At 73.2% G+C, this 21,352-nt stretch carries 22 protein-coding genes, 1 pseudogene and 1 riboswitch; of the genes and pseudogenes, 13 read left to right on the plus strand and 10 right to left on the minus strand.

Annotated features, from left to right (window positions below; all coding sequences use genetic code 11):
- The first annotated feature begins 42 nt into the window (after positions 1-42).
- The gene (locus EDF53_RS04290) at positions 43-690 is read left to right on the plus strand and encodes an NAD(P)-dependent oxidoreductase (RefSeq protein WP_123292431.1); all 648 of its coding nucleotides are present in this window, start codon (positions 43-45) and stop codon (positions 688-690) included.
- Positions 691-865: 175 nt separating this feature from the next.
- Here EDF53_RS04290 and EDF53_RS04295 read toward each other — a convergent pair whose 3' ends face one another.
- Complete coding sequence (locus tag EDF53_RS04295; RefSeq protein ID WP_123292432.1) at positions 866-2,188, minus strand: MFS transporter; 1,323 nt, start codon at positions 2,186-2,188, stop codon at positions 866-868.
- Positions 2,189-2,370: 182 nt separating this feature from the next.
- Between EDF53_RS04295 and EDF53_RS04300 the strand changes: the two genes are divergently transcribed.
- Positions 2,371-3,228: a LysR substrate-binding domain-containing protein gene (locus EDF53_RS04300; RefSeq protein WP_123292823.1), complete on the plus strand. Its 858-nt coding sequence runs from the start codon at positions 2,371-2,373 to the stop codon at positions 3,226-3,228.
- 36 nt (positions 3,229-3,264) lie between these two features.
- On the opposite strand, the gene EDF53_RS04305 is transcribed toward EDF53_RS04300, so the two are convergent.
- The gene (locus EDF53_RS04305; protein ID WP_185020943.1) at positions 3,265-4,413 is read right to left on the minus strand and encodes a hypothetical protein; all 1,149 of its coding nucleotides are present in this window, start codon (positions 4,411-4,413) and stop codon (positions 3,265-3,267) included.
- 113 nt (positions 4,414-4,526) lie between these two features.
- Between EDF53_RS04305 and EDF53_RS04310 the strand changes: the two genes are divergently transcribed.
- Positions 4,527-5,495 carry an aldo/keto reductase gene (locus EDF53_RS04310; RefSeq protein WP_123292434.1) on the plus strand — a complete coding sequence of 323 codons (969 nt, stop codon included), beginning with the start codon at positions 4,527-4,529 and terminating at the stop codon, positions 5,493-5,495.
- Positions 5,496-5,581: 86 nt separating this feature from the next.
- Here the strand turns inward: EDF53_RS04310 and EDF53_RS04315 are convergent, their stop codons facing one another.
- On the minus strand, positions 5,582-6,217 hold the full coding sequence (locus tag EDF53_RS04315) for an NADPH-dependent F420 reductase (protein ID WP_123292824.1): 636 nt from the start codon (positions 6,215-6,217) through the stop codon (positions 5,582-5,584).
- Positions 6,218-6,293: 76 nt separating this feature from the next.
- Between EDF53_RS04315 and EDF53_RS04320 the strand changes: the two genes are divergently transcribed.
- The 4 genes from EDF53_RS04320 to EDF53_RS04335 all read left to right on the plus strand — a co-directional run bounded on the left by EDF53_RS04320 (position 6,294) and on the right by EDF53_RS04335 (position 8,133).
- Positions 6,294-6,590, plus strand: a complete 297-nt coding sequence (locus tag EDF53_RS04320) for a GNAT family N-acetyltransferase (RefSeq protein WP_123292435.1) — start codon at positions 6,294-6,296, stop codon at positions 6,588-6,590.
- A 22-nt stretch (positions 6,591-6,612) separates the two neighbouring features.
- On the plus strand, positions 6,613-7,074 hold the full coding sequence (locus EDF53_RS04325) for a VOC family protein (RefSeq protein WP_123292436.1): 462 nt from the start codon (positions 6,613-6,615) through the stop codon (positions 7,072-7,074).
- Between the two features lie 82 nt (positions 7,075-7,156).
- Positions 7,157-7,627 carry a MarR family winged helix-turn-helix transcriptional regulator gene (locus tag EDF53_RS04330; RefSeq protein ID WP_123939187.1) on the plus strand — a complete coding sequence of 157 codons (471 nt, stop codon included), beginning with the start codon at positions 7,157-7,159 and terminating at the stop codon, positions 7,625-7,627.
- On the plus strand, positions 7,624-8,133 hold the full coding sequence (locus EDF53_RS04335; RefSeq protein WP_123292438.1) for a metallophosphoesterase: 510 nt from the start codon (positions 7,624-7,626) through the stop codon (positions 8,131-8,133). Before EDF53_RS04330 ends, EDF53_RS04335 begins: the two co-directional genes overlap by 4 nt.
- Positions 8,134-8,223: 90 nt before the next feature.
- Here the strand turns inward: EDF53_RS04335 and thiD are convergent, their stop codons facing one another.
- From thiD to thiM, 3 genes are all read right to left on the minus strand, one after another.
- Positions 8,224-9,819 (minus strand): bifunctional hydroxymethylpyrimidine kinase/phosphomethylpyrimidine kinase, encoded by a 1,596-nt coding sequence (gene thiD / locus EDF53_RS04340; RefSeq protein WP_123292439.1) that lies wholly within the window; start codon positions 9,817-9,819, stop codon positions 8,224-8,226.
- Positions 9,816-10,565, minus strand: coding sequence for a thiamine phosphate synthase (gene thiE, locus EDF53_RS04345; RefSeq protein ID WP_123292440.1), 750 nt, complete (start codon positions 10,563-10,565; stop codon positions 9,816-9,818). Before thiE ends, thiD begins: the two co-directional genes overlap by 4 nt.
- Positions 10,562-11,434 (minus strand): hydroxyethylthiazole kinase, encoded by an 873-nt coding sequence (gene thiM, locus EDF53_RS04350; RefSeq protein ID WP_185020944.1) that lies wholly within the window; start codon positions 11,432-11,434, stop codon positions 10,562-10,564. Before thiM ends, thiE begins: the two co-directional genes overlap by 4 nt.
- Positions 11,423-11,518: riboswitch (TPP riboswitch) on the minus strand. (Overlaps the previous gene by 12 nt.)
- 96 nt (positions 11,519-11,614) lie before the next feature.
- On the opposite strand from thiM, the gene EDF53_RS04355 reads away from it, so the two are divergent.
- Entirely contained in the window at positions 11,615-12,520 is a 906-nt protein-coding gene (locus EDF53_RS04355; protein WP_123292441.1) for an NUDIX hydrolase, read from the plus strand.
- A gap of 151 nt (positions 12,521-12,671) precedes the next feature.
- Here the strand turns inward: EDF53_RS04355 and EDF53_RS04360 are convergent, their stop codons facing one another.
- Both EDF53_RS04360 and EDF53_RS04365 read right to left on the minus strand, forming a co-directional pair.
- A complete protein-coding gene (locus tag EDF53_RS04360; protein WP_221181186.1) occupies positions 12,672-13,916 on the minus strand; it encodes an MFS transporter in 1,245 nt (414 codons plus the stop codon).
- Complete coding sequence (locus tag EDF53_RS04365) at positions 13,913-14,554, minus strand: GntR family transcriptional regulator (RefSeq protein ID WP_123292442.1); 642 nt, start codon at positions 14,552-14,554, stop codon at positions 13,913-13,915. Before EDF53_RS04365 ends, EDF53_RS04360 begins: the two co-directional genes overlap by 4 nt.
- 139 nt (positions 14,555-14,693) lie before the next feature.
- Here EDF53_RS04365 and EDF53_RS04370 point away from each other — a divergent pair, with 139 nt between their 5' ends.
- The 3 genes and pseudogenes from EDF53_RS04370 (at position 14,694) to EDF53_RS04380 (ending at position 17,590) form a co-directional block, all read left to right on the plus strand.
- Entirely contained in the window at positions 14,694-15,440 is a 747-nt protein-coding gene (locus EDF53_RS04370) for a phosphotransferase enzyme family protein (protein ID WP_123292443.1), read from the plus strand.
- A gap of 127 nt (positions 15,441-15,567) precedes the next feature.
- Positions 15,568-16,527: pseudogene (locus EDF53_RS19230) on the plus strand (winged helix DNA-binding domain-containing protein); the annotation flags it as partial.
- A gap of 97 nt (positions 16,528-16,624) precedes the next feature.
- Positions 16,625-17,590 carry a DnaJ domain-containing protein gene (locus tag EDF53_RS04380; RefSeq protein WP_123292445.1) on the plus strand — a complete coding sequence of 322 codons (966 nt, stop codon included), beginning with the start codon at positions 16,625-16,627 and terminating at the stop codon, positions 17,588-17,590.
- Positions 17,591-17,599: 9 nt separating this feature from the next.
- Here the strand turns inward: EDF53_RS04380 and EDF53_RS04385 are convergent, their stop codons facing one another.
- Positions 17,600-17,962, minus strand: coding sequence for an RNA-binding S4 domain-containing protein (locus EDF53_RS04385; protein WP_123292446.1), 363 nt, complete (start codon positions 17,960-17,962; stop codon positions 17,600-17,602).
- Between the two features lie 33 nt (positions 17,963-17,995).
- On the opposite strand from EDF53_RS04385, the gene EDF53_RS04390 reads away from it, so the two are divergent.
- Both EDF53_RS04390 and EDF53_RS04395 read left to right on the plus strand, forming a co-directional pair.
- Positions 17,996-18,253, plus strand: coding sequence for a hypothetical protein (locus EDF53_RS04390; RefSeq protein WP_260215205.1), 258 nt, complete (start codon positions 17,996-17,998; stop codon positions 18,251-18,253).
- A 224-nt stretch (positions 18,254-18,477) separates the two neighbouring features.
- The gene (locus tag EDF53_RS04395) at positions 18,478-19,641 is read left to right on the plus strand and encodes a hypothetical protein (protein ID WP_123292447.1); all 1,164 of its coding nucleotides are present in this window, start codon (positions 18,478-18,480) and stop codon (positions 19,639-19,641) included.
- Between the two features lie 38 nt (positions 19,642-19,679).
- On the opposite strand, the gene EDF53_RS04400 is transcribed toward EDF53_RS04395, so the two are convergent.
- The gene (locus EDF53_RS04400) at positions 19,680-21,221 is read right to left on the minus strand and encodes a S1C family serine protease (protein WP_260215206.1); all 1,542 of its coding nucleotides are present in this window, start codon (positions 21,219-21,221) and stop codon (positions 19,680-19,682) included.
- Positions 21,222-21,352: the final 131 nt, after the last annotated feature.

Consider the following 21,352-nt stretch of genomic DNA (forward strand, 5'->3'; position numbering starts at 1 on the left):
CTCTTGTACGGTGAGCAGCACCAGCCCCACGAAAGGAACAGCATGACCAGCATCGTCGTCTTCGGAGGCACCGGCTACGCCGGCTCCGCCATCACCCGCGAAGCCCTCTCCCGTGGCATCGCCGTCACCGCCGTCGCGCGCGACACGAGCAAGCTCGACGCCGCCGAGGGCCTGACCCTGGCGCAGGGCGATGCCTTCGACGCCGACTTCGTGGCCGAGGTCACGAAGGACGCCGACGTCATCGTCGTCGCACTGCACGCGGTCCAGGCCGACGGCAGTGAGCTCAAGGACGAGTTCCAGCACTTCGTCGACGCTGCGGCCAGCGCCGGTGCGCGTCTCGGCATCGTGGGCGGCGCCGGTTCGCTGCTCGTCGCCGACGGTGGACCGCGCCTGTTCGACTCGGCCGAGTTCCCGGACGCGTTCAAGGGCGAGGCGAAGAGCCATGCGCAGATCCTCGACGCGCTCCGTGCCTCGGACACCGACGTTGACTGGTTCTACGTCAGCCCGGCCGCCGGTTACGGCAGCTACAACCCGGGCGAGCGTCGTGGCACCTACCGCACGACCGACGAGGTCCTGCTGACCGACGCAGAGGGCAACTCGGACATCTCCGGCGACGACTTCGGCCTGGCCTTCGTCGACGAGATCGCGAACCCGGCGCACCACCAGGCCCGTTTCGGCGTGGCTTACTGAGGCGGTTCGCTTCCGCTTCGCACAACCAAGGTCACCCGGAACCGCGCAACGGCGTGGTTCCGGGTGACTTTGGTTGTGCGGCGCGCGTCCGGCGCGACCAGGCGGCGGACGGGAGGCGCGGGGCGGGGCCGCCACGGGCCTCCCGTCCGCCGGGCGGGTGCGCCCACCGCCCCGCTCAGTGGGCGACGATCGCCGGCAGCGGCACGTGGTGGCGCATGCGCACGGCCAGGTGCAGGCCACCTCGGCGGGCGAGGACGAGCGCGATCACGGCCGCGGCCGCCGCGGGCACCCCACCGGCGACCATCATCCCGACGTGCGCCCCGAAGTGGTCGACGACCTGGCCCATCAGCGGCCCACCGATCGCCTGGCCGCCGAGCAGCACGAGCACGTAGAGCGACATCACCCGGCCGCGGATCGCCACGTTCGACGACAGCTGCACGAGCGAGTTCGACGCGGTCTGGAAGAGCAGCTGCGACATCCCGACGGCGACGAGCGCCACGGTGAACGGCGCGATCACGGGGATCGACCCCGAGACGACGAGCAGCACCCCGGTCCAGAACACCCCACCGACGATGGTCCGGAGCCGCACGACCGCCCGCCGCGTGGAGAGCAGGGCGCCGACGAGCGCACCGATCGCCACGGCCGAGTTGAACACGCCGTACCCGGCGGCGCCGACGTCGTACACCTGTGACGCGAAGGCCGACAGCAGCACGGGCATCGTCAGCGCGAACACCGAGAAGAACGCGACGAGGATCACCGGCACGATGATCGTCGGCTTGTTGACGGCGTAGCGGAGCCCCTCGATCAGCTGCCCCTTGCCGCGGGGCGCCGGGGGCGTCCGGTGCAGTTCCGAGACCTTCAGGAAGCCGAGGGTCACGACGACGGCGACGCAGGCGATCGCGTTCACGCCGAACGACCAGCCGGCCCCGACGGCGACGAGCAGCGCGCCGGACAGCGCCGGGCCGATCATGCCGCCGAGCTGGAACACCGACGAGTTCACGCTGATCGCGTTGCGGAGGTGCTGGTGTCCGACGATCTCGGTGACGAACACCTGGCGGGCCGGGTTGTCGATGACGGTGACCATGCCGACCAGGAACGCGATCACCCAGATGTGCCAGGCCTCGACCACACCGGCGAGCGTCAGCACGGCGAGCAGTGCGGACAGCACCGCGAAGGCGCCCTGCGTGATCATCATCAGCGCGCGCTTCGAGAACCGGTCGACGAGCACGCCGCCGAGCAGCCCGAACAGCAGCATCGGCGCGAACTGGCAGGCGACGGTGATGCCGACCTGCGCGACCGAGCCGGTCAGCTGCAGGACGAGCCAGTCCTGGGCGATGCGCTGCATCCACCCGGCGGTCATCGCGACGAGGTTTGTGGCCGTGAACAGCCGGAAGTTCGGCACGGACAGGGCGATGAGGGTGTGCCGCCAGGGCGGGCGGGTGGCCTGGATCGGGAGTGGTTCGGTGGGCGGGGGGAGGGTCGTCGATGACGCACTCACGGTGAGGTGTTCTCCGGACGTCGTTGCGGATCTGGTACCCCAACGAAACTACGTGGCCACGAGCCATTCGACACCCCTATGGTGGCTATCAATCCATTGCGATGTCGAATGACCGCGCGAATGACCGCGCGAACGACCGTGCGAACGACCGCGCGACAGTCGCACGAACGAACGAGGTGCCCGTGCTCGATCCGGTCCTGCTGCAGACCTTCCTGGCCGTCGCCGAGACGCAGAGCTTCACGCAGGCCGGAGCCCGCCTCGGCATCAGCCAGCCCACCGTCTCCCAGCACGTCCGGCGGCTCGAGACCGCCGTGTCCCGCACCCTCGTCGCCCGCGACACCCGTGGCGTCACCCTCACCGACAACGGCGACGCGATGGCCGGCTTCGCCCGGACGATCCTCGCGGCGCACGCCACCGCGGACGCGTACTTCTCGGGGTCGGCGACCCGTGGGCGCCTCCGGTTCGGTGCGGCCGACGACCTCGCGATCACGCAGTTGCCGCGCATCCTCCGGGACTTCCGGCGGCTGCACCCGCAGGTGAACCTCGAGCTGACGGTGAACCAGTCGTCACCGCTCCTGCGCCGGGTGCACGCCGGGCAGCTCGACCTGGTGTTCATCAAGCAGACCGCGGGGGAGTCCGCCGAGGGCACCCGGGTCGCGACCGACCAGATGGTGTGGATGGCGCAGGACGGCATCGCGGTCGAACGCGACGAGCCCGTGCCGCTCATCGCGTACCAGGCGCCGAGCATCAGCCGGCAGATGGCGATCGACGCCCTCGAGGCCGCGGGCCGCACCTGGCGGATCACCTGCAACACCCGCGACGTCAACGGTGTGCTGGCGGCGGTGCGGGCGGGGATCGGCGTGGCGGTGTTCCCGCACTCGCTCATCCCGGCGGACCTGGTGAAGGTGTCGCAGCGGCTCGGGTTGCCGGATCTGCCGGCGGTCGACTACGTCCTCATCGCCAACCCGACGGTGCAGCGCGAGCCGATCGACGCCCTGACGAACGCGATCCTGTCCCGCGGGGTCGTCCGCGCCGTCTGACCGCCAGCCGAGGGTCCGAACCGGAGACCGAGGCCGCTACGGCGCGAGGGTCGGGGTCGTCCCGGTTCCGGTCAGGTCGGGCAGCGTCACCCCGGCGAGCGGCAGCAGCGCCGACGCGACGGCCCACAGCAGCACGAGCGTGCCGACGCCACCGAGCACGGCGCCGAGCAGCGCGACCGGCCGCTGCCACGTTGCCGCACGGTCGCGCAGCGTCACGAGCGCCACCACCAGCGCGAGGAGTCCGAGCACGACGCCGACACCGTGCACGGTCGCCGGCGCGGTGAACCACCAGGCCGCGAGTCCGAGCGTCGCGATGCCCGCGACGGCGCCCAGGACCGCCCCGGGCGTCGCACCGAGTGCACGGCGCGGCTCCGGCTGGGCGGCTGCGGCCACGGGCTGGTCGAGCAGTTCGGTCGGGAGGCCCGGCTCGGCCCCGACGGACGCGCTCGCCTCCGCCACGGGTGCGGTCGAGGGCACGGTGGCGTTCGAGGGCACGGTGGCGTTCGTGGGCACGGTGGCGTTCGTGGCCGCGGGTGCAGCCGCGGACACCGGCGCCTGCAGGACTTCGTCGAAGGAGCGCACGTGGGCGGACGCCGGCGTCGGTGCCGGGGTCACGGCGGTGGCGGCGGCCTGCTGGTGGGCGAAGCGGCGGGGCGTGCGGAAGCCGATCGGGCCGACGGGTTCGGGCTCGGTGCCCTCGACGACGACGTGCTCCAGGCCGGGCACCGAGAACCGGGGCTGTCCGGCGGAGGGCACGGGCGACGGTGCGGGGGCCGGTGCGGTGCGGGGAGCGGCGTCGATCGGTGAGACCGGGGCCGGTGCGGAGGCCACGGCGGCGGTGTCGAACGGCACGGTGTGCACGGTCGGAGAGGTCGGGGCCGGCGGCAGGAGGTCCTGCTGCGGCGGGTAGTCGGGGACCGTGACGTCGTCCTCGACCAGGGTGGCGATGGACGCGGGCTCCGGCGTCGGGTCGAGCGTGGCCGTCGGCTGCGCGGCGGAGCCGACCACGGTGGTGGGAGCCGGCGCACCGTGAGCGGCGCGCGACGTGGCGGGGGTGGGACGGGCCTCCTGGCCGGTGCTCGCTGCGGAGTCGGACGCGACCCGCCCGGCGGACGCGGCCGGTTCGACGACCGGTGCGGTCACCCAGGACGGCACGGGACGGCGCGGCCGTTCCGAATCCTGCATGCGATGCGACGCCACTGCGGTGCTCCCTTCGTCGACTGATCCATCGTCAGTTCTAGCGGCAACGGTCGCGGATGTCGCAGCCCCAGTTCCGGGGTCGCCGGTACGTTCGGGGCATGATCGGAATCGAACACCGTCCACTGGGTCCCTCGGGGCTCGTCGTCTCCACCGTCGGCCTCGGCTGCAACAACTTCGGGCGGCCGGGGACCGCCTCCGAGTCGCAGGAGGGCACGGACGCCGTCGTGCGGGCGGCACTCGACGCCGGGGTCACGCTCTTCGACACGGCCGACATCTACGGTGGCCGGCCCGGCATGTCCGAGGAGATGCTCGGCCGGTCGATCGCTGGGCGGCGTGACGAGATCGTGCTCGCGACGAAGTTCGGCATGGACATGCAGGGCGCGAACGGGCCGGACTGGGGTGTGCGGGGATCGCGGCGGTACGTCCGGTTGGCCGTCGAGTCGTCGCTCCGTCGCCTCGGCACGGACTGGATCGACCTGTACCAGATGCACCGTCCCGACGACGTGACCCCGATCGAGGAGACGCTGTCGGTCCTCGACGACCTGGTCCGCGAGGGCAAGATCCGCTACATCGGGCACTCGAACTTCGCGGGCTGGCAGATCGCCGAGGCCGAGCTGACCGCGTCGATCGCCGGCACCACGGCGTTCGTGTCCGCGCAGAACGAGTACAGCCCGCTCGCCCGAGCCGCCGAGGCCGAGGTGCTGCCGGCCGTCCGCGCCTACGCCCTCGGGTTCCTGCCGTTCTTCCCGCTGTACAACGGGCTGCTGACCGGCAAGTACACGAAGGCCGGGGGTCCGGCCGACGGACGGCTGTCGACGTCGAAGCCGCAGTTGCTCGAGGACGCCCCGTGGGACGTGCTCGACGACTACCAGCGGTTCTGCGACCACCGCGGTGTCACGATGCTGCAGGCGACGTTCGCGTGGTTGCTCGCGCAGCCGGGGCTGTCGAGCGTCATCGCGGGGGCGACGAAGCCGGAGCAGATCACGCAGAACGTCGAGGCCGGCACCACGTGGGAGCCGAGCGAGGACGACATCGCCGACATGACGGTGATCTTCGACCGGGCGTAGGCGGGCGGCCGGCGCCGGGTTTCGCGCTGGGCGACAGTTCGCGGGCTCCGCAGTCCGTGATGTGTCGCTCAGCGCGAAACCGCGCGTCAGCGGGTGGCTGCCTGCAGTGCTTCGCGCAGCTGGTCGGCGGTCAGGCGCGGGCCGTAGCCGGGGGTGTCCCGCTGGATGCGCCAGCCCTCGGCGAGGGGTCCGGCGTCGACGACGTCGAAGCCGAACTCGTCGATGAGGTCCGCGGTGACCTGCTTCGCCTCGGCGTCGTCGCCCGCGATCACGAGGGCGCGACGGTCCGGGGTACGGGCCGGGCTGGCGTGGCCGGTGAGGTCCGCGGCGCCGATGTGGTTGAACGCCTTGACGACCCGGGCGCCGGGCAGGTGGTCCTGCAGCAGCTCGGCCGTCGTCGTCGACTCGTCGTCGAGCGCAGGGATGTGGCCGTCGCGCTCCCAGTAGTAGTTGTTCGTGTCGATGACGACCTTGCCGACGAGCGGCTCCGCCGGGATCGTCTCGATTGCGGCGAGCGGCACCGTCACGACGACGACCTCGCCGGCGGCGGCGGCTTCGTCACGGGTGACCGCACGGGCCTGGTCGCCGAGTTCGGCCACCAGGTCGGCCAGGGTCTCGGGGCCGCGGGAGTTCGCGATCACGACCTGGTGGCCGTACTGCACCGCGAGCCGTGCCAGTTGGGATCCGATGTTGCCTGCGCCGATGATGCCGATCGTTGTCATGGTGTCCATCCAACGCTCGGCGGCCACGAGCATTCCCGGTGGGGCACGTGCGCCCCGGGCGGAGCATGATGGCGGCATGGACCACGAGTTCCGCGACGAGACCGACCACGACCGCTACGCGATGTACGTCGGCGGCGAGCTCGTGAGCGTGCTCGACTACCGCGAGAACGGCGACGCGATCGCGTTCCCGCACACGTACACGGTGCCGAAGCACCGCGGGCACGGCTACGCGGCCGAGCTCGTCGAGTACGCGGTCGCCGACGTCGAGACGAACTCGACGAAGCGGGTCGTGCCGATGTGCTGGTTCGTCGGCAAGTGGTTCGACGAGCACCCCGAGAAGTCAGACCTGCTCATCCGCAGTGCCGCGGACTGAGCCGACGCGAGAAGAGCGCCCCATGCCCACCATCACCCCCTTCCTCTGGTACGACGACCAAGCCGAGCAGGCCGCCCGGTACTACGTCGACCTGTTCCCCGGCAGTTCGATCGACAGCGTGGCGAAGACCCCGGACGGCGCGACCCTGGTCGTCGAGTTCACGTTGCTCGGGCAGCCGTACCGGGCGATGAACGGCGGCCCCGGACACCCGCACACCGATGCCGTCTCGTTCCAGGTCGACGTCGACACGCAGGACGAACTCGACCGCATCTGGGACGCCCTGCTCGCCGACGGCGGGAAGCCGAGCATGTGCGGCTGGTTGTTCGACCGCTGGGGTGTCGCCTGGCAGGTGACCCCGTCGATGATGGGTGAGCTCATGACCGGTTCGGGCGACCCCGAGGCGAACGCCCGTGTCTTCCAGGCGATGATGACGATGCAGAAGCTCGACATCCCCGCGCTCCGGGCCGCAGCTGCAGGTCACTGAGCCCGAATCTCGCGTACCGACCGGTATGGTGTCGGCACAGAAGACCGCCGGCCGGCGCCGGCACCGAAAGGCTGGAGCCACGATGGACCACCCGAGCTCCGGGATCCGGAACAGCGAGATCGGCCGGGCGTACACCGAGCTCGCCCGGATCACCCGACGTGCGAGCATCCGTGCCCGCGGGTCCGACCAGGCACTGAGCGTGGTCGACCAGTCCCTCGTCGACTTCGTGGTGCAGCACCCCGGCTGCATGGCCATCGACATCGCCCGGTACCTGCGCCTGAACCGCTCGACGATCTCGCGGCAGCTGTCCGGGCTCCTCGCCACGAAGCTGATCGAGACGACCGACGGCGGTACCGGCAACGCGAAGCCCCTCGTGGCGACGGACGCCGGTCGCACCGCGCTCGAACGCTCCGTGCAGCTGCACCGGGATGCGCTGGAGGAACGGCTCGCCGGCTGGTCCGACGACGACATCGCCCTGCTCGCCGGACTGCTCGAACGGCTCGGCGCCTCGGACGAGGCCGGACTGCCGATGCCCGGACGATCCTCGACGTGACCACGTCGTTCGTCCTGCTCTCCGACACGCACCTGCCGAAGCGGGCGAAGGACCTGCCCGCGGCGCTCTGGGCCGATGTCGACGCCGCCGACCTCGTCGTGCACGCGGGGGACTGGGTCGACCTCGCCACCCTCGACGCCGTGCAAGCCCGATCCCACCGGTTCGAGGGCGTGCGCGGCAACAACGACGGCCCCGAGTTCGACGACCGGCTGCCGCTCGTCGCGCACTTCGCGGTCGAGGACCTGCGGTTCGCGCTCGTGCACGAGACCGGTGCCGCGACGGGCCGGGAGCGCCGGGCGGCCGCCGAGTACCCCGACGTCGACGTGCTCGTCTTCGGGCACTCGCACATCCCGTGGGACACCGTCGCACCGACCGGGCTGCGGCTGCTCAACCCCGGCTCGCCGACCGATCGCCGTCGGCAGCCGGACTTCACGTGGATGCGCGGGACGGTGACCGGTGCCGACCTGGCCGTCGAGCTGGTGCGCCTGCCGCCGCCCGCCCGCTGAGGCCACGCGACCTGGCCCGTTCGCGAAAGCGACAGATCCCCGCGGAACATCGGCGGACATCTGTCGCTTTCGCGGGAGGGTCGGCGCCCGTCAGCGCGGAAGTGTCGCTTCCGCGGCACTGACCGCGGCGCCGGCATCCGCGGGGATCGCGGGAGCGGCGCCAGCAGCCCCCGCCCCCGGAACCACCAGCGGCATCGCGAAGAACGCCAGCTCCCACTCGGTCGAGCGGCGGAACGCGCGCGCCATCCGCCCCCGCTCGATCGGGGTCGCTGCTGCCGCCATCTCCTCGACCAGACGGGTCGCCTCGGCACTCGAGGCCGCGAAGCCCGGGTCGCCGTACGCCGTGATCCAGTCCGCGAACGCGTGCCCGTCCGGAGCCGCGCCGAGCTGCGCCCCCGCCCAGGCGTAGACCCGGAAGCAGGGGAGCACCGCCGCGGCGAGCACGGCCGCCGACCCGGAGTCCGCCGCCTCCTGCAGGTGTGCGAGGTACCCGGCGCACGTCGGGTGGACGGGGTCGTCGGCGTGGGTGCCGGCGAGGCGTCGGTGGTGCAGGTCGCGGGCCTCGGCGGCGCACCCCTCGGCCGCCGCCGTCCAGAAGGCGGCAGCCGCAGGACCACGACCAGCGCCGGCACCAGCACCCGCAGCGCCGGCAGCCGCAGCGCCAGCAGCGCTCGCCGCCAACGCCGCCAGGTGCTGCTCGTAGGCCCGCAGGTAGTGCACGTCCTGCGCGAGGTACCCGGCGAACACGTCCGCGTCGAGCGTCCCGTCGCGCAGCCCGACCAGGAACCCGCACTCGATCGTGGCCTGCAGCACGGAGCTGACGTCGGACCACCACACGTCGGTGAACCGGACCTCGGGCAGCAACGCTCGGCTCACGGCGCCGTGGTCGATGGGCCCGTTGCCGGACCCGACCTCCAGGGCATCGGCTCCCCGCAGCGCTGCCGTCAGCCAGGGCTTCGCCACCCCGACCGCGAGTTCCCAGTCCCCGTGCCGGGCGGCGAGCGTCGCGATGGCGCTCGACAGGGAGCACCCGGTGCCGTGCGTGTTGGCCGTCGCGACGCGGGGAGCGGTGAACCGCCGAGCGGACCCCGACGGCGACACGAGCACGTCGTCGGAGGTCGGCCCCTCGTCGTGCCCGCCCTTCGCCAGCACGAGCACGTCCCACGTCGACGCCACGAGCCGCGCAGCGTCCAGCGACGACAACGACGAAGGTGCCGCACCAGCAGCCGCACCAGCCCCGGCCAGCTCCGCCAACACCTGCAACTCGGCCCGGTTCGGCGTCAGCAGGTCGGCCAGCCCGAACAGCGCCCCCATCGCCGCGGCGGCGTCCTCGTCGAGCAACCGGTCACCACTCGTCGCAACCATCACCGGGTCCACGACGACCACGGGCGGCCGGTGCTCCCGCAACCAGTCCGTCACGACGCGGACGACCGGTGCTGTGCCGAGCATCCCGATCTTCACGGCGTCGATCGTGACGTCGTCCGACACCGCGTCGAGCTGCTCCCGCAGGAACGCGACGTCCGGCACGTGCACCGACCGCACCCCGTGCGTGTTCTGCGCGACGAGGGCGGTGACCACGCCCATGCCGTACCCGTCGTGCGCCGCGATCGCCTTGAGGTCGGCCTGCAGTCCGGCGCCGCCCGTCGGGTCGGTCCCGGCGATGGCCAGGACGCGCGGGACGCTCACGACTCCGCCCCGTGGTGCGACGAAGCCCCCGACGGGAGGAACGGATCGCCCGCCGCGAGCCGCCCCGGCTCCGCCCCGTGGCCGGGTCCAGGGCTCCACGCCGCCACGTACGCGGCCGCTGCGGACCCGGGATCGGCCGCGGCGCAGATGCCCGACACGATCGCGACCCCGGCGGCGCCCGCTGCCCGGAGCGGCGCGACGTCGTCGAGGGTCACCCCGCCGATCGCCACGCACGGCACGTCCGTCGCCGCCGCGAGCCGGGCGAACCCGTCGTGTCCGAGCGCCGGCGGGTGGTCGGCCTTCGTCGTGGTGGGGTGCACGACCCCGACGCCGAGCAGGTCCACGGTGCCGCGGGGCAGGCGGGCGACGACCGCCAGGTGCTCCGGGGTGTTCGCGGTCAACCCCACGTGCGCATCCGGCCCGAGCAGGGCACGAGCAGCGGTCACGGGGACGTCCGACTGACCGAGGTGCACCCCGGCGACCCGGTGTCCCGCGTGCCGAGCGGCGAGGGCGACGTCGAGCCGGTCGTCGACCACCACGGCGGCGTGGTCGCCCACGGCGTCGGCCACGGCAGCGGTCAGTGCCAGCAGGTCCCGTGCCGAGGCGTCCTTGTCCCGCACCTGCACGATCCGGACCCCGGCGTGCACCGCGGCGCGCACCACCCCGAGCACACCGACACCGTGCCGGTCGGCCAGGGCGCCGTCGGTGACCAGGTACACGCCGAAGTCCTCCGGCAGTCCGCTCATGCCGGCACCACCAGGGACGCAGGCTCGGCCTCGACCGTGATCCGGGCCTCGCGGACGACGTCCTCGGGGGTGAGCGACGCCAACCGGTCCAGGAACAGCGGCTGGAAGGTGCCGGGGCCGCCGGCCTCGCGGGCGGCGAGCTCCGCGGCGATCGTGTGCACCGCGGTCGCCGCGACGGCGGCCGCACCGGCGTCGTCGGGCGCGACCGACGTGAACGCGGCGACGACCGCGCCGAGGGCGCACCCGCCCCCGGTGATCCGCGTCAACAGCTCGGTGCCGTTCGCGACCCGCACCACACCGGTGCCCGGCGCGACCAGCAGGTCGACGGGGCCCGACACGGCCACCGCGGCCACGAGCCTCCCGGCCGCCTGACCGGACACGGCGTCGACCGCAGCCGCACGGGCGTCCTCGGTGCCCACCGTGCTGTCGACACCGCGGCCACCGGCCGACGTGCCGAGCAGGGCGAGGACCTCGGACGCGTTGCCGCGCAGCACCGTCGGGTGCAGCGCAAGCAGGTCGCGGGCGAGGGCGGTGCGCACCGGCAACGAGCCGACCGCGACGGGGTCGAGCACCCAGGGGGTACCGGTGTCGTGGGCGGCGTGCGCGGCCTCGAGCGCCGCGACCCGGGGTTCGGCGTGCGGGGTGCCGGTGTTCACCAGCAGGGCGTCGGCGACCCGGGCGAACGGTCCCGCCTCGGTCGCCACGTCGACCATCGCGGGCGAGGCCCCGAGGGCGAGCAGCACGTTCGCGGTGACGTTCTGCACCACGGTGTTCGTGATGCACTGCACCAACGGGCTCCGGGCTCTGACGGCCTCGAGCAGTTCGGCGGTTCGGTGGGCCCAGGCAGGGGAGGGCGCAGCGGTTTCCATGGACGATCCCTTCGCGAGTACGAGCTCGAGCAGGTTCGACGGGTGTGATCTCAGCCGCTGGTTGCGGCACCCCGTGTCTCGATCGACACCGTACACGAGCAGCTGCGCCCTGCCACGGCTCGTCTTCTCCGGCCCGTCGTCTCCGGTCACATGCCCTGCACCGTGTGACAGGGTTGGTGTGTGCCAGACTCCACGCCTCCCGGACCGCCACCGGGCCCCCGCGACCCCGGCGACGCCTGGGCGGTCGGTCCCGACGGCACCAAGGCCTGGGGACTGTTCGGCGCCGCAGGGCTGCTCGTCGACGACGGCGCCGGACGCGTGCTCCTGCAGCACCGCGTCGAGTGGAGCCACCACGGCGGCACGTGGGGCATCCCCGGCGGCGCACGCCACCAGGGCGAGGAGGCCGTCACCGGCGCACTCCGCGAGTCCGCCGAGGAAGCCGGTGTGCCGCACGACGGCGTCGACCTGCGCCACACGGCACTCCTCGACCTCGGGTTCTGGACCTACACGACCGTGGTGGGGCGTGCCGCTCGGCCGTTCGAACCGGTGATCGCGGACCGGGAGAGCCTCGCCCTGTCCTGGATCCCCGTCGACGAGGTCGACGACCTGCCGCTGCACCCCGGGTTCGGGAGGTCGTGGCCGGCGCTCCGCGCGTCCCTCACCACCACCCCGCACGTCGTCGTCGACGCGGCGAACGTCGTCGGCAGCGTGCCCGACGGCTGGTGGAAGGACCGGGCGGGAGCCGCTGCACGCCTGCTGTCGTCGGTGACGGCGCTCGCCGAGTCCGGGGTGACCGCCGACGTGCTGGCGCTGCCGTTCGCCCGCTGGTGGCCGCGGTGGACCGTGGTGCTCGAGGGCGAGGCACGGGGTGCTTCCGGGTCGTCGGACGGCGCACTGCCCCGTGCACTCGACGTCGTCGCAGCGCCGGGCTCGGGGGACGACGCCATCGTGGACGCCGCTCGTGCGGCGGTCGAGGCCGGCGACGGTCCCGTCGTGGTCGTCACGGCTGATCGCGAGCTCCGTGCCCGCGTCGAGGCGCTCGGTGCCGTGGTGCACGGGCCGTCCTGGCTGCGCGACCAGTTCTAGCGGCGGTACGCCGTCGGCACACGGTGCGAGGTCGTTCGTTCGGTGCTGGCTTGATCGCTCCGTGCGCCGCATCAACCTCGCACCGAGCGGCCGGTGTCGCACGGACTGACGCACCGCGCACGGTGCGGCGCACGCCCGCGCCCCCGCGCCCCTACGCCGTCGGCAGGTACCGCCGCGACGACACGAGCACCGCGCACCACGACACGACACCGAGCCCCACGATCACCCAGAGGACGACCGGCAGCGCCACCACGTTCGCGATCGCCGCGATCACGGCCGGCGCCAGGAACCCCGCGTACGCCGCCGCGTAGAACACCCCGGTCAGTCCGGCCAGGTCGCGGGACCCGGCGATCCGCTGCACCTCGAGCAGCGACGACACCAGGGCGAGCCCGATCCCGACGCCGATGACGACGTTCGCGGCGAGTCCGATCACGACGGACTGCAGCTCGATCGCGACGACGACAACGGCGATGCCGGCGGTCATGCACGCGAGGGCCGTCGTGAGTCCGCGGGCCGAGGTCAGCGAGTGCACGCGCCGCGCGAGCGGCTGGACCGCGCTGGACACCCCCAGGGCGACGACGGTCGCGGCGGTGGCGAACACCAGGCCCCACGCGCCGGAGGCTCCGGTGAGCCGGGTCGGCAGGTAGCCGTACCCGATCGCCGCCGAGCCGAAGATCCACGGGGCGGTGACGAGCACCACCCGGGTGAACCGTCGGTGCCCGGCGCTCGGCACCCGCAGCTGGCGCCACCACGGACCGGGGACCCCGCCGGAGCGGTTGGTCTCGGGGGTGCGCCAGACGACGACGGCGAAGGGCAGGGCGACGACGATGTGGACCAGGAAGGGCAGCACCTCGGGGATCGGGCCCCACTGTGCGATGAGCCCGGCCACCAGCGCGCCGGAGGCCGAACCGAGCGTGAACGCCAGCGAGGCCCGGCGGGCACCGGACCCGGCGTCGGCGGCGGGGTCGAAGCGTCCCTGCGACAGCTCCTTCACCCAGCTGTTGCCGACGGCCATCGCGATGCCGACGGTGATGCCGGAGAACAGCCGTCCGGCCGCCAGGAACCCGGGGCCGAGCGGTCCGAGCGCGAGCAGTCCGCTGCCGACGACGGCGGACACGATGGCGGCGAGCATGAGGGGCTTGCGGCCGTGCCGGTCGGACAGCGACCCGGCGACGAGCAGCGCCGGCGCGAGCCCGAGCACGTAGACGCCCAGGAAGACGTTGACGACGACCGACGAGTAGTGCTCGCGGCCCTCGTACATGAGCAGCAGGGGCGAGAACTGGTTGCCGCCCCACGAGCAGACGAACACCGCGCCCCACACCGCGACCCAGGGCATCACGCGCGCCGAGGGGACGGACAGTGAGCCGGTGGTGGGGATGCTCCCCGTCGCGCTCACAGGGCACCCCGGTGTGAGGCGACGTGGGCGTGCAGGACCTCGGCGTAGCGGGCCGAGTCGCCTGCTGCCAGGGCTGCCGCGAGGGCTCGGTGGTCGTCGAGCGAGGCCTGCAGCTGCGACGGCTGCACCCGCATCAGCTGGTGTCGGAGCCGGTTCTGCCGGTCACGGAGCGTCTGCGCGAAGCGCACCGCGATCGCGTTCCGCGACGCGCCGATCACCGCACCGTGGAACGCCGCGTCGACCTCGATGAACCGGTCGACGTCGCCCGTCGCGACCGCCTGCTCCTGCTCCGCCAGCATGGCCTGGAGGCCCGGGGTGACGTCCGCCACGCGGCCGTCGGTCACGACGCGGGTCGCCGCCGTGGCCTCGATCGCCTCGCGCATCTCCAGTACGTCCGCCGCCTCGTTCGGGGACATCGGGCGCACCACCGCACCCTTGCGGGACTCCAGGGTGAGCAGGTCCTCGGCGGCCAGGCGGAGAAAGGCCTCGTGCACGGGGGTGCGGGACACCCCGATCTCCTGGCACAGGGCGTTCTCGCTGATCGCGGTCCCACCCGGGAGGTCGCCGCGGATGATCGCCCGCTTGACGTGGTCGTACGCGCGGTCGGATGCGGCTTGGGTCGTCGTGTGCTGCTCCACGGTGAACGATCGTACGCCCTTGCATGCAACGCTGCATGCCGTCACGTGACGTGTTGTTCACACCACCGGGTCACACGCGGCGGCACACGTCGATACGCTGGCCGGACGTCAACGGAGACGCACACACAGGAGGTTCCCCATGGAGCGGATCACCAGGGCCGACGACCGAGTCCACCGCCCGGCCGGACCGTGGACACCGACCGTCCACCGGCTGCTCGCACACCTGCACGAACAGGGGTTCGTCGCGGCACCGGAACCGATCGAGCACGGCGACACCCTCGAGACGGTGTCGTTCGTCCCCGGGGTCGCGGGGGAGTACCCGTGGACCGAGGACGTCGCGAGCGAAGCCGCCCTCGTCACGAGCGCACGACTGCTCCGGCACTTCCACGACGCCGCGACCACGTTCCCGCGTGACGGGGCGCGCGACTGCTGGTCACAGGCCGAACGCACCCCCGTCGAGACGATCGTGCACGGCGACTTCGCCCCGTACAACTGCGTCTACGACGGCATCCAGGCCGTGGGGCTCATCGACTTCGACACCGCACACCCCGGTCCCCGGGTCTGGGACGTCGCGAGTGCCGTGTACCGGTTCGCCCCGTTCACCACCGGCGCCGTCGAGGGCATGACCGCCCCGGACCTCGACGACCGGCTCGCCCGTGCCGCGGAGTTCTGCCGCGCCTACGACCTCGACGACCGCTCCCGCAGCGTCCTCGCCGAGACGATGGCCGCGTCCCTCGTCGCGATGGTCACCACCATGGAGACCGAGGCCGCCGCCGGCAACCCGAAGTTCGTCAGCGACCTGGCGCACGGGCACGCCGACCTGTACCGGGCCGACGTCGCCTACATCGAGCAGCACGCCGACGCCATCGCCGCCGCCGTCGCGTGACCCCGACCCCTGCGCAGCTCCGCACGCTGCGGCTCGCCGCGCAGGGGATCGCCGTCCCCGGCCTCAGCCCCACCGCGGCCGTCGAACGGATGACCGCCGTGCAGGGCCGGACCTCGGCCAGGTCCTCTGGGCCATCGGGGTCCGCGCACCCGGAGCCACCCGTGACGACGTCCGCGCCGCCTTCGACCGCGGCGAGCTCGTCCGCTCCTGGCCGATGCGGGGCACCCTGCACGCCATGCGCCCCGACGACCTCCGGCTCCTGCTCTCCCTGACCGCCGAACGGACCCTGCGCAGCATCGCCCGACGCGCCACCGAACTCGGCATCGACCAGCCCTTGCTCGCCCGAGCACGGGACACCACCGTCGCCGCACTGTCCGGCCGCCGCGCCCTCGTCCGCGACGAACTCTTCGACGAGTACCGCGCCGCCGGCATCGACCCCACCGCCGGCCGTGGCTACCACCTGCTGCTGCAGCTCTCGCAAGAGGGACTCGTCGCCTGGGGCCCCACCGCCCGCGTCGGCCAAGGACTCGTGCTCCTCGACGAGTGGGCACCGGCGCTCGCCGAGGTCCCCGACCGCGACGAAGCACTCCGCCGGGTCCTGCTCGGGTACCTGCGCGGCCGGGGCCCCGCCACCGAGGCCGACGCCGCCAGCTGGACGAAGCTCCCGCTCGGCGACCTCCGCCGCGCCCGAGCCGCCGCCGGCGACACCGTCGAGGACCTCGGCGACGGACTCCTCGCGCTCGCCGACCGACCCACCACCGGCGGCACACCCACCGGCCACCTGCTGCCCGGGTTCGACGAGTACCTGCTCGGGTACGCCGACCGCTCCGCCCAGCTCGACCCCGCACACGCCGACCGGCTCGTCCCGGGGGCCAACGGGATGTTCCTGCCGATGGCCGTCGTCCGCGGGCGGGTCGTCGGCACCTGGAAGCGGACCGATCGCGCCAGCGGGGTGGCCGTCACCGTCACACCCTTCGCGGCACTCGACGACGCCTCGGTGCGCGCGCTCGAGGCGGCCGCCGCCCGGTACGCGCGGTTCCTCGACGCGCCCGTCGCGTTCGGGGTGGTGGAGGCGACCAGCCGCTGACCGCAGCCGGTGGGGTCGAGCGCATCCCATCCCTCCAGGCCGTCCCCAGCAACCACGCGGCGGACTCGTACCCTGCCTCGGGTAATGTCGCAGGGCCATGACCGACAGCCCGGCCGACGCCACCCCGTACGAAGTCCTCGGCGTCCCCGCGACCGCCGACGACGACGCGCTCCGCCGCGCCTACCGGCGCGCGGCACGCGAATCCCACCCCGACCTCGGTGGCGACGCCCAGCACTTCCGCCGCGTCCAGCTCGCCTGGGAACGCATCGGCACGCCCGCAGCGCGCCGCGCCTACGACGCCGGCTCGCGCGGCTCGTTCAGCAGCAGCGGCGCCGGTCCGTTCAGCGCGTCCGGTGCGTCCGGTTCGTCGACCGGGAGGCCCGACACCGGCCGCGACGCCTACGCACCCCCGTCATCCCGTCGCGACACCCGCCCCCGCGCCCGGTCCCACGGACACCCCGGCGGACGCTCCCGCGAGGTCTTCCTGCAGGCAGAACGCGAATGGGTCGGACTCGGTGACCCCATCGAGGACCCCTACGACCCCACCCTCATCCGTTCCGCACCCCGACACATCCGACGGCTGCTCGGCGAGGCGCTCGCCGAAGAGGCCACGGCCTCGATCGTCTCGGACATGGGCATCGGCGTCACCGTCTGGCACGACCTCGACGCCGGGGCCGAGGGCAAGCTCGACCACGCCGTCCTGACCCCGAGCGGGCTCTGGGCCGTGGAGTCGATCGACTGGGGTGCCCCCGTCCGGGTCGAGCACGGCGACATCGTCGGGGAGACCCTGGCGCCCGGCGAGCGTCCGGTGAAGGAACTCGTCCGCGCCGCCCGCGCCGTGCAGAAGCAGACCCGGGTGCGGTTCACCGGCCGGCTGCTCGTCGTGCCGGACTCCGCGGTCGAGGTCGACGTGCAGCTCGTCGGCTCCCCGAAGAAGCCGACCGCCCTCGTCGTCCGCCGCAGTGCGCTCGGGCAGGTGCTGAACGGCGTGTGGTCCCCACCCGGATCGGTCGACGTGTTCGAGATCCGCGACCGCCTGCAGCAGACCGTCCGCTTCGTCTAGTGACGGGCGTCAGTAGCCGCGGAGCTTCTCGAGGTCGCGGCGCTCCCGCTTGCTCGGACGCCCGGCACCGCGGTCGCGCATCGGTACGAACCCCGCCTCTTCCTTGGACAGCCGCGGTGGGGTCTTGTCCTCGAAGTGCTTCGCGGCCTCGGGCGCGCTCGTCCGCTTCAGGATGATGCCCGTGACGACGACGATCCGGTCGAAGCCGTTCTGCCGCACCCGGACCTCGTCGCCGGGGCCGATCGGCTGTGCGGGCTTCGCGCGCTCCCCGTTCACCCGGACGTGCCCGGCCTTGCACGCGGCGGTCGCAGCGGAGCGGGTCTTGGTGATCCGCACCGCCCAGATCCAGCTGTCCACGCGAGCCTTGGCCATCCCCTCACTCTAGGCGGCCCCTACGCTGGGCGGGTGAGCACCGGGGAACAGGCAGCGATCGCGCGGGCCCGCGCGCTCGGGGTCCTGCACGATGCCGCGATCGGGGACCGGCTCGTGGTCCGGGCGCACCACGGTGACGGCGCACAGGACGCCCTCGGGGACCTCGTCGCCCGCACCCCCGACACCGTGACGATCGCCACCCGCCGCGGCCCGGTCGAGGTCCGGCTCGCCGACGTCGTCGCCGCGAAGCCCGTCCCACCGCCCCCACCCGCGCGCGCGCCCCGCCGCTGACCTCGCACCGTGCGAGGTTCGTGCGGCGCTGGTCGTGGCCGCACGGTGCAGGGTTGGTCGGGCCGTGCGAGCGAGGTTGCTCGGTGCGAGCTTGCTGCGCTGCACGGGGCCGCCAACCTCGCACCCGGCGACGAGACCCGCACCGTGCGAAGCGCACGCACCCGCCCGCGCGCGCACGGCGAGCCGCACCCCTCCGCAGCCCGCACCCGACGTAGCCTCGTGCCATGGCAGTCCCCGTCCCGCTCGGCACCGAGGACCGCACCGCCCGCCTCACCCTCCGCCGCCCCGACCAGTGGCGCCGCGAGGACTCTGCCCAGGCGGACCTGCGCGTCACCGGCGACGACATCGTCCTCACCGTCCGATCCCGACCCAGCGACCGCGCGATCGGCGACGAGAACACGGGCCTCCTCGCGAGACTGCCCGGTTCCGTCGAAGGGCTGCTGCTCGTCGGCTGCGACACCTGGACCGCTGCCGGGGCTCCCGCGCGCCTGGTCGAGTACGTGCGTCCCGACGAACACGGCGACGTCGCGGGTGCGCACCTGCTCTTCGTCACCGGGCGGCACCGCGTCGACCTGACGATCGAACGCCCCCTGGCACGCCTGCTCGAGACCGACGAGCTCGTGTTCGCGGTCCTCGAGAGCGTCCGCGCCGCCGAGCCGTCCCCGGTCCGCCCCGAGCGCGACCTCGAGCCGCTGCCCACCCCGGCGCCCGGCCCGGAGCTCGACGGCCCCCGCCTGAGCGCCGACGCGGTCGGCACGCTCAAGAGCCTCGCCGGACGCCGGTGGAACCCGACGCTCCTCCGCACCGCGGCGGGCCGCGAACTCATCGAAGCGGGCCTCGTCGGCCGACTCGGCACGCTGCCGGAGTCGACGCAGACCCTGCTCGAGCCGTGGCAGGGCGATGCCCAGCCGGTCACGCTGGAACAGCACCTGCCAGACGGTGGCGAGTCGCGCCTCCAGGCCTGGTCGCAGACCGTCGTGGACGGGACCGCCGAGGCGGGCGCAGTGGTCGCGTCCGTCACGCCGGATCGCGCGGTCGCGCTGACGGCCGGGAGGCTCGGCATCGGCCCGACGTGGACCTTCCCGTTCCGCACGGGGTCGCTCCCAGGGCACCTGCTCGGCCGCCGGCTGGCCGGCGGCTCCGACGCACCGGACCTGCCGGAGGCCCTCGTCGAGGCGGACCCGCGGCTCGCGCGCTTCTGGGCGGCGCCGTGGACGGTGTCGTACCTGCGTCGACCGGGCAAGCCGAAGCCGGTGACGATCGTTCGCGCCGAGGGGATCGGCTTCGCCCGCGTGGGCAAGACGGAAGCCGGGGAGACCGTCTTCCAGACGGACTCCCCGGCGAACGTGTACCGGTCGGTGGTGCGGGCGCTGCTGCCTTCCGCTTAGGCGGCCGGGCCGGCGCTCGCTCGCGCTTCTGCTTCCGCTCAGGCGGCCGGGCCGGCGGTCAGGGTGACCGTGACGGTCTTCGCGGCGCCGGTGCTGTCGGTGTAGCCGACCACGACCTTGTCGCCGACGGAGTGCGACTGCACGGCCGCGGTGAGCTCGTCCGAGGTCGTGACCGTCTTGCCGCCGAGGCTCGTGATCGTGTCGCCCTCGGCCAGGCCGGCGCTCGCGGCACCGGAACCCTCGACCGTGCCGGCGACAGCGACGCCGCCAGTGGTGCTCGCGGTGCTGCTGACCTGGACGCCGAGGAAGGCCGGCAGACCGATGGTGATCGTGCTCGAGGACTCCCCGGCCAGGATCTTCTCGGCGATCGCCTTCGCGGTGGTGATCGGGATGGCGTAGCCGGTGACGTCCGCGGTGCCCGAGGACGCTGCGGTCGCCATGCCGACGACCTCGCCCTCGCTGTCGACGACGGGGCCGCCGGAGTCGCCGGAGACGATGTTCGCCGCGATCTCGATCAGACCGGACAGCGACTCGGTCCCGGTGCCGGACTCGCTCTGCACCTGGATGTCCTGGTCGGTGGCCGTGACGGTGCCCTCGGCGGCGACGAGGTTGCCCGTGCCCTCGGCGTTGCCGACGTCGGTGACGGTGTCACCGGTGCTCGGCTCGCCGTCGTCGTCGAGCGTGACGGTGGACAGGCCGGAGGCGTCCTCGAGCTTCAGGACGGCGACGTCGTTCGTGGCGTCGGTGCCGACCACGTCCGCCTTGTACTCCTTGCCGGTGGTCTCGTCGGTGATGGTGATGCTCGTGGCGCCCTGGATGACGTGGTTGTTCGTCAGGACCGTGCCGTTCGAGCTGAGGATCATGCCGGTGCCGGCCGCCTGCGAGGACTCGTCGTAGTTCAGGACGGTGTTGATCGTCACGACGCCCTTCTTCTGGGCTGCGGTCGCTGCGGTGGCGGCGGACTCGGTGCTCGTGCCGGTGCGGCCGTCGGTACCGTTGCCCGTGGTGCCGCTGCCGTCGGTTCCGCTGCCGTCGGTGCCGCTGCCGTCTCCGGGGACGGTGAAGCCGTTCGTGCCGTCGCTGCTGCCCGTGCCGCTGCCGGTGTCGGGCAGCGTCGTGGTGCCCTGCGACTGGCTCGACGTCGTGGTCGTGCTCTGCGAGGACAGGCCGAGGGCCGTGCCGCCGGCGGCGCCGACGATCGCGAGGGCCGCGATGCCGGAGCCGATCATCAGCCCGAGGCGACGCGGGCGCTTCGTGCCCGCTCCCGGGTGGTTCGCCGTCGCCGCGGTGTGCGCCCAGGCGTGGTGGGTGCCGGTGAGCGCCGGGCTGCCGATCAGGTACGGGCCGCGGCCGTCGGGGGAGTACGCGTAGGGGCCGGAGCCGTCCGGGCCGTACAGGTACGGGCCGGAGCCGTCGAAGGCGTAGGCCGGACGGAGGGTGGCGGGGTCGGCGTGGGGTGCCTCCCAGCTCATCCCGTACGCCTGCTGCTGCCGCTGCTGCTGCGTGCCGTCGGTCCGGGCGGTGCCCTGCTCGTCGTGCTCGCGGTCGGCGTCGGCGGCGGGGTTCGGGGTCTCGTTCATCGGTGCTCTCCGGTCGTCCCTCGACGACCCGGGCGGGTGTCGATGGAGACCAGTACAGGCGGCGATCCAATGACGAGCCTATGAACGGACCCAGCGACTGCTCCGGGCTTGCTCGGGGGACGCCGAGTGGG

This window comes from Curtobacterium sp. PhB78, assembly GCF_003751685.1.
Lineage (GTDB): Bacteria > Actinomycetota > Actinomycetes > Actinomycetales > Microbacteriaceae > Curtobacterium.